This window comes from Nostoc sp. CmiVER01 (assembly GCF_034531135.2).
Taxonomy (GTDB): domain Bacteria; phylum Cyanobacteriota; class Cyanobacteriia; order Cyanobacteriales; family Nostocaceae; genus Nostoc.
On sequence record NZ_JAVRBU020000015.1, the window covers coordinates 258,061 to 265,737 of the forward strand.

11 protein-coding genes are annotated in these 7,677 nt (G+C 38.5%); 9 read left to right on the forward strand and 2 right to left on the reverse strand.

Annotated features, from left to right (window positions below; all coding sequences use genetic code 11):
* The first annotated feature begins 14 nt into the window (after nt 1-14).
* The 3 genes from RMZ43_RS25825 (at nt 15) to RMZ43_RS25835 (ending at nt 1,353) form a co-directional block, all read left to right on the forward strand.
* Nucleotides 15-356: a 2Fe-2S iron-sulfur cluster-binding protein gene (locus RMZ43_RS25825; protein WP_322647851.1), complete on the forward strand. Its 342-nt coding sequence runs from the start codon at nt 15-17 to the stop codon at nt 354-356.
* Between the two features lie 275 nt (nt 357-631).
* On the forward strand, nt 632-1,027 hold the full coding sequence (locus tag RMZ43_RS25830) for a phage holin family protein (RefSeq protein ID WP_322647713.1): 396 nt from the start codon (nt 632-634) through the stop codon (nt 1,025-1,027).
* 134 nt (nt 1,028-1,161) lie between these two features.
* Nucleotides 1,162-1,353 (forward strand): YqaE/Pmp3 family membrane protein, encoded by a 192-nt coding sequence (locus tag RMZ43_RS25835; protein WP_100898558.1) that lies wholly within the window; start codon nt 1,162-1,164, stop codon nt 1,351-1,353.
* Nucleotides 1,354-1,693: 340 nt separating this feature from the next.
* Here RMZ43_RS25835 and RMZ43_RS25840 read toward each other — a convergent pair whose 3' ends face one another.
* A complete protein-coding gene (locus RMZ43_RS25840; protein WP_322647714.1) occupies nt 1,694-2,494 on the reverse strand; it encodes a histidine kinase in 801 nt (266 codons plus the stop codon).
* Between the two features lie 188 nt (nt 2,495-2,682).
* Between RMZ43_RS25840 and RMZ43_RS25845 the strand changes: the two genes are divergently transcribed.
* The 4 genes from RMZ43_RS25845 (at nt 2,683) to RMZ43_RS25860 (ending at nt 5,452) form a co-directional block, all read left to right on the forward strand.
* Nucleotides 2,683-2,907 (forward strand): hypothetical protein, encoded by a 225-nt coding sequence (locus RMZ43_RS25845; protein ID WP_322652562.1) that lies wholly within the window; start codon nt 2,683-2,685, stop codon nt 2,905-2,907.
* A 55-nt stretch (nt 2,908-2,962) separates the two neighbouring features.
* Nucleotides 2,963-3,298 (forward strand): cytochrome c6 PetJ, encoded by a 336-nt coding sequence (petJ, locus tag RMZ43_RS25850; RefSeq protein WP_322652561.1) that lies wholly within the window; start codon nt 2,963-2,965, stop codon nt 3,296-3,298.
* 184 nt (nt 3,299-3,482) lie between these two features.
* Nucleotides 3,483-4,502: an aldo/keto reductase gene (locus tag RMZ43_RS25855; protein WP_322652560.1), complete on the forward strand. Its 1,020-nt coding sequence runs from the start codon at nt 3,483-3,485 to the stop codon at nt 4,500-4,502.
* A gap of 302 nt (nt 4,503-4,804) precedes the next feature.
* Nucleotides 4,805-5,452, forward strand: a complete 648-nt coding sequence (locus RMZ43_RS25860; RefSeq protein WP_322652559.1) for a hypothetical protein — start codon at nt 4,805-4,807, stop codon at nt 5,450-5,452.
* A gap of 582 nt (nt 5,453-6,034) precedes the next feature.
* Here RMZ43_RS25860 and RMZ43_RS25865 read toward each other — a convergent pair.
* Entirely contained in the window at nt 6,035-6,508 is a 474-nt protein-coding gene (locus tag RMZ43_RS25865) for a DUF4385 domain-containing protein (RefSeq protein WP_322647719.1), read from the reverse strand.
* Between the two features lie 76 nt (nt 6,509-6,584).
* On the opposite strand from RMZ43_RS25865, the gene RMZ43_RS25870 reads away from it, so the two are divergent.
* Entirely contained in the window at nt 6,585-7,052 is a 468-nt protein-coding gene (locus RMZ43_RS25870) for a VOC family protein (protein ID WP_322647720.1), read from the forward strand.
* Nucleotides 7,053-7,080: 28 nt separating this feature from the next.
* Nucleotides 7,081-7,377, forward strand: a complete 297-nt coding sequence (locus RMZ43_RS25875; RefSeq protein ID WP_322647721.1) for a hypothetical protein — start codon at nt 7,081-7,083, stop codon at nt 7,375-7,377.
* Nucleotides 7,378-7,677: the final 300 nt, after the last annotated feature.

Genomic DNA, 7,677 nt, shown 5'->3' on the forward strand with positions numbered 1-7,677 from the left:
ATTACAAACAGCAGATGGCAGTTTATCAAGTTCAATTCATCAATCCTACACTTGGATTAGATCGTACTATTCCAGTACCAGACGATCAATATATTCTGGATATCGCAGAAGAAGCAGGTATTCGCCTACCATCTGGGTGCAAACAAGGCGAATGTTCTGCTTGTGTCGCCAAACTCATTAGCGGTGAAGTTGATCAAAGTGAGCAAAAATTTCTGCGCCCAAGTGAAGTACAGGCTGGTTATGTTGTTACTTGTGTAACTTACCCTTTATCTAATTGCACTTTAGAAACCCATCAAGAACAAATCTTGTATAAATCAGCGCTTTACTATCAGCCTGAGTCTGGAAAATCTAAGTGATTGACATATTAATCCGTTAAGAAGATTTGTAGGTTGGGTTGTAGGTAGTGAAACCCGACAAGATGGTGAAAATGTTGGGTTTCATTCCTTAACCAAACATACCGACGAGTGATGTTTTAAGTAAAACTTACGTAGTATTCAAACCGCTATCTTTTTCTTAATGATCGGCCTAACGGTAGAACGAAATTCTATCTTGCAAGAGAGGTTAAAACCTAACACATAGTTGAAGATGAGATAAGAAGTTACAAAAAATCTTTAGTGATTAGGTAAGAAAAATGTTAACACCATTATTAACCGCTCTAGCTACAGCTTTAAGCCTGTTAATTGTTGATTTAGTTGTTCCAGGCGTTAATATTGCTAATTTTCCCGCAGCTATGATTGCTGCTTTAGTAATTGGTCTAATTAACGGTTCAGTTAAACCAGTTCTGTCTACTCTTTCTTTACCACTTAACTTTCTATCATTTGGAGCATTTTCGCTTGTCGTCAACGGTTTGTGTTTCTGGTTAGCAGCAGTATTAGTTCCTGGATTTGCAGTTCGCGGAATTATTGGTTTCCTTCTTGGGCCAGTCATTCTAACTTTTGCTAACACCTTTATTAACAACTACTTTGTTGAAAGAAACTTGTTAACCAGCAGTGGCGAAAAAACCCAAGGTGAATTACCTTCTAGATAAGTATTATTTATAAGGAGTAGAAATACTAGTTTTGTTACATCTCTACTCCAAATAAAATATCCGAAGGTGGATTTCCTAATTCGGTATCTTCAGCAGAATGTAATTAAAGAAAATCACAAAAATACGGCAAAATCATGAAATTAGTTCGTTTTCTTCTAGGTTTGTTAGTGCCTCCTTTAGGCGTTTTTCTGACTGTTGGAATTGGCCCAACTCTGTTTATTAATATCTTGCTCACAGTTCTAGGTTGGCTACCCGGTAGTATTCATGCAATTTGGGTTATTGCCAAGCATGATGAACAACTGAATAGAGAAGGAAATATTTACTAATACGCAAGATGAATTTTAAGGAATCTTAAGTAAGTAGGGTGCGTTATGGCTAAAGCCGTAACGCACCATTTTAGTTTCTACTAGAATTAGAGGTTATAAGACCTAACCCCTTAATACCATTTCACGAAAAATCTGATATAGATGTAAACCTTGAAAGCATTGCTTTATTTAAGTCTTTTAATTGCGAATTGTATTAAGCAATGCTTTAGTCTTTGGCTAACGCATCCTATGAAAAGTGAATCTTTAATAATTATACAGATACTTTAATAGGGGCACGACAATGCCGTTTCCCCTACTAAAATTCTATATGTATCAGAGTTTTGTGAAAAAGCACTCCAGTCTATTTATGAATAGTATCTCGCTCTTTATTTGCAGGTTCCTTATCTTTGAATAAGTCAGCTGCCGTTAAGAGTAACTCTCTCAACGTCTGTTTAATTTGGTGTTCTTTTCTTGCTAGAGATGTACCAGCTTCACCTAGTTTATCTTCAAGCTGCGATCGCTTCTGTTCTACCTGCACAGCCATAGATTCTGCTTGAGGACGAGCTTTATCATACCAATGTTTAGCTTCGTCTAGATAATCCTGAACTTCCATATTACGTCCGCCATAGCGTGCAGCTAAGTTAGCTCGGACAATTGCTAGCTGCGCTTGTAGTTGGGCGTAACGTTTCTTTAACAATCCTACTTCTTCACTATCTTTAATAGCATTAACAGCAGAATCAATTGCGGTTTTAGTAGTAGCGGGTTTTTCCTTACCCGTTTCTTCAATCTCTGCCAAAATTACATCAACCTCTTGCTGGAGTTGTTCTTCTTCACCATCCAGTTGAGCCTGTAGGCGCTTTATATCTGTCTGAGTTTTAGCAATGCTTTCGTGTCTTTTGCTATTAATTCCTTCCAGCGCTCCTTCAATAGAAGCTGTCACTTCATCTTTGAGTTCGCCACCTTTTTCTTGAAAGTTTTCAATTACAGCAGAAACAGCGTCTTTAACAAGACTACGAACTTCACTTGAACCTTGTCTAAACTCAGAAGCTACTTGAGAAACTGCGGATTTTACAATTTCTCGAATCCGTTCAGTTCTTAATTGTCCGGTTTCTTTAGCTTGTTGCAAGTCTGCTTGAATTTGTTGTTTGATATTGTTAGGCATTTTCAACTCTTAGGGTTTAACTATTTTGGATAATATTTTCTAGACATGTTCCCATACCCACATTATGGCGTAGCCTAAAAAGGCTAGGTACTTCCTTTAGATAGAAAATACTAACCCGAAAGAGGTGATGTGGAGCATGTTGCCCATTCGTGAGATGATTAATTGTTAGTAGTAATTGAGATGCAAATATGTGGCGAGTAAATATTACTTGTTCAGCCGATGCCTGGAAGCTCTATGGTACTGAATTTAAAGCGATCGCAGAAAAGTATCAAGGTGAATTGATTAGTTCCAAAAAAATGCCAGATGGGACGCGCATCATGTCTTACAAAATTGAAGAAGTTAGCGATGCCGAAGCCTTTCAAGATGATTGTGTAAATTTTACTGGATTTAAAACTGACTTTGAATCCTTATAGTATTGCTTTTGATACTAATCTCTGTAATCAGTATATTCAAATCAGGAGAAGTTAAGTGAAAAGACTACTTACGTTAGTGTTAGTAACATTTTTGTTATTAATCAACACATTCACTTTACCTGCTAATGCAGCAGATACAGTTAAAGGTGAACAAATATTTAGTGTTCATTGTGCTGGTTGTCATATCAACGGCAGCAACATCATCAGACGAGGTAAAAATCTAAAAAAGCAAGCGCTGACAAAGTATGGTATGAATTCAATAGAGGCAGTTACATCTATAGTTACCAATGGTAAAAATAATATGTCAGCCTACAAAGAACGCCTCACTGAACAGCAAATTCAAGATGTTGCTGCTTACGTTCTCCAACAAGCTGAAAAAGACTGGCGTTAGGAGAAACGCGATTAATCGCCTCTGTACAAAAGTTAGGAGTTAAGAGTTAAAATTTAAGAGTTATTGATTATCGCTGTTATAAATGGTTCTTAAGAAGGTGTAAAGGCTAATAATCTTGTAATAAGATGCTTACGAACTAACTAATTCTTCATTACCTTACTCCTAACTCCTCCTAAACTTGAAAATGAACTTACCCGCAGCTAGTCGTCTCCAATTCACTCCTGATTTGAACATTTGCCGGATCTTAAATGGGATGTGGCAAGTCTCCGGCGCACACGGACGGATCAATCCCCAAGCCGCTATTGAGACTATGTTCAAATATGTAGATGCAGGCTTTACTACTTGGGATTTAGCAGACCACTATGGCCCCGCAGAAGACTTTATTGGTGAGTTTCGCTGTCAACTAATTGACACTCGTGGTAAAGATGCTTTATCTCAGGTACAAGCTTTTACAAAATGGGTGCCTCGTCCTGGCAAAATGACAAAAAAACTCGTTGAGGAAAATATTGATATTTCCCTAAGAAGGATGAATGTGGAATCGTTAGATTTGATGCAATTCCACTGGTGGGAATATCAAGATAAAAATTACTTGGATGCCCTCAAATATATGGCAGAACTTCAGATTGAGGGTAAAATTAAGCATCTAGGTTTAACTAATTTTGACACAGAAAACTTGAAAATTATTACTGAAGCAGGTATCAAAATTGTTTCTAACCAAGTGCAATTTTCCCTTGTTGACCGCCGTCCCGAAATTAATATGGTGGAGTTTTGTCAACAGCATGACATAAAGCTTTTTACTTACGGTACACTATGCGGCGGTTTGTTATCAGAAAACTATTTGGGAAAACCGGAACCGCGAGGATTTGATTTATCCACTGCTAGTTTGAAAAAATATAAAAATATGATCGATGCTTGGGGTGGTTGGCGATTATTTCAAGAGTTGCTGGCTATCCTGAAGGAAATTGCTAATAAGCATGGGGTAAGTATTTCTAACGTGGCAGTGCGTTACATTTTAGATCAGCCAACCGTGGGAGGTGTGATAGTCGGTGCAAGACTTGGTGTCTCTGAACATATAGAAGATAACGCCAAAGTATTTAGTTTTAGTTTAGATGCTGACGATCGCGATCGCATCAATGCAGTATCTCGCCAGTCACGCGATTTGTACCAGCTAATCGGCGATTGTGGCGATGAATATCGGCGATAACTTCCTAAAAAGGTTGATAATACGGTGAAGGTTATTGTGGAATCTACCTCTACAAACCATGCCATTAAAATAGAACGATGTTGGCAACCGTCTACTTGCCCCTCACAATGATTATAATTGTGAGGGGTAAACTATTATTTTTTTGATTAACTTATTCTTTAGAAGTACCTGAATACTTAGCTTTTTCTTATTAGTTCAATATGTAACATTATCTTAAATTGTTTTGAATATATACAGATTTATAGTAGTGTAAATCTGTAGGTTGCTTCTTGCAAAATACTTTAACAAAACAATTTAAATTTATGCTTCGCAAATTTCCATCCTTACTAGCTCCTCGCATATTTGCCGGAGGGTTGCTATTAGTATTTGGGTTTGGACAGCTTGCTTCAGCACAGTTTTCATCAAGTTCTGATGAAACTACTTTTGAGTTATTTCCTAACAAGCAGTTCATTAATTGTATGGCAGCCACTCCTGGAGTGACGCCTCGGGTTCAAGCCACCGTAAAGCGTGGCAATCTTAATGACCAGCTGACTTTGAGGCTGACAGGTTTCAAGCCTGGTTTGAAGTTTGATCTGTTTACTGTAGAGAATAGTCCTCAGCAGGCATTCGGTACCCCAAATCCAAATTTCAAGAACTTTGGTCTGGCTTGGTATCAATCTGACGTTGAGCCTAGACTTGTGACAATTAAAACTATTCTGCTAGATCAGATTTTCGGTTTTGATCCGGAAGTGAACTTACCATCTACTAATACTTTCCATGTAGGGTTTTGGTTTAACAACCCTAAAGATGCTGCTGCGTGTGGATTTGATGTTCGCAAACCCACCCCCTTTAATGGTGAACACAAGGCTGGCCCGTTAGCATTTATTAGCCGACCTAATTCTCTAACTAACCTTGGGCCGCTGTGCATTAACCCTAACACCTCAAAAAACCCGCCTACTTGCAACCCTTAACCTGTTGATTTTGGTTGTTCTTTTTTTAGCTTTAGCCAATTGGGGGTCTGTGTTCAATCAGACACCCCTTTTTCTTTAACATTTAGTCTGACCTCAGGTAAAAGCGAATATTGCTGTTAGTGCTTCTGAGTTAAGAGTAGGATAGTTCTCTAACACTTGTTGTTCTATCCATTCCGCAGCAAACAAACCCAATAAGATCGCCTGAAGACAAAGGAGTTAGCAACAGTTAAACCAATTTGCACTCTTGCTAATGCCCCGCTTTGCTGTTTTCATGCCCGCAGGGCTGTACGCAATGGGCAACTCTTGGAGACGCTAAAAGCGAACGCCCCGCTACGTTCGCAAAGCGTCTCGTAGAGAAGAGAGCAATTACGTGTTGTAACGGCGATAAAGACAAGCAGCCCAACACTTGCGGCTTGATAAAAGCCGGGGACTTAAACCCCTACATTTTGTTAAGAACTCAGAGGATTTTCAGATTTTTGATTGCTTTAGCCTCCAAGTCTAACGAGGTTTATTTACAAAGCTCAGAAGTTCAGTCACCTAACGCACTCTCCGAAAACCACTCAATTGAAAGTTAATAGTGTTTTACTCTAGCTCATACATCTGCTTATGTTTGGCTAAAAGCTTTTGATATTTCTCATTTGTCTTTGCTTCTACCCACTTGGCTTTAAATATTGCTGCTGATTCCGCTTTAACTGGGTCAACTTCATAGGGAAGAATTTCTTTTTTAGAATCTGAAGTTTCAGAATTTTGTTTATACTTCCTACCACTTTTATGATTAGCATAACGCCGAGAGCGAGTATAGCCCATTTGGATAAACTTTCGTGCCATATCTGCACCAATAAAATCATCTTTCTCTAAATAATCAAGAAACATCTCGTATATCTTTTCACTTGACTCTCTAGCAATATCAGGAGTTTTAAACCGCCAGTAAGGAAGAATTTCTGATTTGTATGGTTCAACCAAAAGTACGCCCTGCTCACCCTTCCCAACACGATAGAGTTCAGGATGTTGGCGAAAATCAATATTTTTAAAGTCTAAAGAATAATCAAAAGCCATGATAGATTTTTATTAGGAATAATAAACTTTAAAAGAAAGTTCAACTTCTATCAAAGTATTGAGATTTTGTTTTACTATGCTATCTAGCACCCAATCCGCGAACAGTGTCCTTGCGCCAGGAAATCTGCGTAAAGTGCATCACATTGCCCTCAATGTCCAAGATATGCAAGCTTCCCGCTACTTTTATGGTACTATCCTGGGTTTACATGAACTCACAGGCGAAGAGGTACCTGCAACCCTGGTAGAACTTGTCGCATCTGGGAAAGTAGCCAACTTCATCACCCCGGATGGTACAATTCTAGATTTATTTGGAGAACCCGATTTAACACCACCAAATCCCAATCCAGAAAAGACCTTTACCAGAGCCTATCATCTCGCCTTTGACATCGATCCGCAGTTATTTGATCGCGCGGTGACAGTGATCAGAGAAAATAAAATAGCGATCGCACATGGCCCAGTCACGCGTCCTACTGGTAAAGGAGTGTATTTTTACGATCCAGATGGCTTTATGATTGAAATTCGTTGTGATCCAGAAGCTAGTTAACTTAAGGGTAATAACAAAAGTATCTACTATGACCGCGAAAATCACGCAAATATTTAAACTAATTGAAGACACAATCACAAAACCCCCAATTCCACACGAACCATACAAGCAATCATTGAAAGCCTGGGCGATGTATTGTTTACGAGACAAAGGTTTTATAGTCGTTTATGCTCAAAATGCCGACTTTGCTATTGAAATAAAAGGTACAGAAAAGCTATATTTCAAAGTTTCAAATAGCCCCGATGATTTAGATAATTCTCTTAGCTGGATTGTTTGGGATAGTGCAACAAAAAGCGCCAGTCTCATTCCTAAAAAAATAGACTAATGCCAAAAAATTGCTGTAACCGAATAATTCGTAATTAATATAGGAATGGTATTTGATTTTTGAAATTATCTACGTGAGCGGGGAGTGGGGAGTAGGGAATTAGGCTTTTCAAGTTCTACCGAGCTTTTTCAGAAATCAAACATTAGTCCTATAGTCTACAGTAAATGCCTGCCTTTTATTGGGAATTACGAATTACGTTAGCGATAAACACGTTTCACAATAGACCTCTTGGCAAAAGTGCTTTTTGCACTCTTGGGGAAAAGGGTTCATGTTAAAGGGGAAAAGGACGATACAGAACTT

What these genes read in the sequence shown, in the direction of transcription:
- RMZ43_RS25825 (WP_322647851.1), top strand. Translation starts at nt 15, where the DNA reads ATGGCAGTTTATCAAGTTCAATTCATCAATCCTACACTTGGATTAGAT.
- RMZ43_RS25830 (WP_322647713.1), top strand. Translation starts at nt 632, where the DNA reads ATGTTAACACCATTATTAACCGCTCTAGCTACAGCTTTAAGCCTGTTA.
- RMZ43_RS25835 (WP_100898558.1), top strand. Translation starts at nt 1,162, where the DNA reads ATGAAATTAGTTCGTTTTCTTCTAGGTTTGTTAGTGCCTCCTTTAGGC.
- RMZ43_RS25840 (WP_322647714.1), bottom strand. Translation starts at nt 2,494, where the DNA reads ATGCCTAACAATATCAAACAACAAATTCAAGCAGACTTGCAACAAGCT.
- RMZ43_RS25845 (WP_322652562.1), top strand. Translation starts at nt 2,683, where the DNA reads ATGTGGCGAGTAAATATTACTTGTTCAGCCGATGCCTGGAAGCTCTAT.
- RMZ43_RS25855 (WP_322652560.1), top strand. Translation starts at nt 3,483, where the DNA reads ATGAACTTACCCGCAGCTAGTCGTCTCCAATTCACTCCTGATTTGAAC.
- RMZ43_RS25860 (WP_322652559.1), top strand. Translation starts at nt 4,805, where the DNA reads ATGCTTCGCAAATTTCCATCCTTACTAGCTCCTCGCATATTTGCCGGA.
- RMZ43_RS25865 (WP_322647719.1), bottom strand. Translation starts at nt 6,508, where the DNA reads ATGGCTTTTGATTATTCTTTAGACTTTAAAAATATTGATTTTCGCCAA.
- RMZ43_RS25870 (WP_322647720.1), top strand. Translation starts at nt 6,585, where the DNA reads ATGCTATCTAGCACCCAATCCGCGAACAGTGTCCTTGCGCCAGGAAAT.
- RMZ43_RS25875 (WP_322647721.1), top strand. Translation starts at nt 7,081, where the DNA reads ATGACCGCGAAAATCACGCAAATATTTAAACTAATTGAAGACACAATC.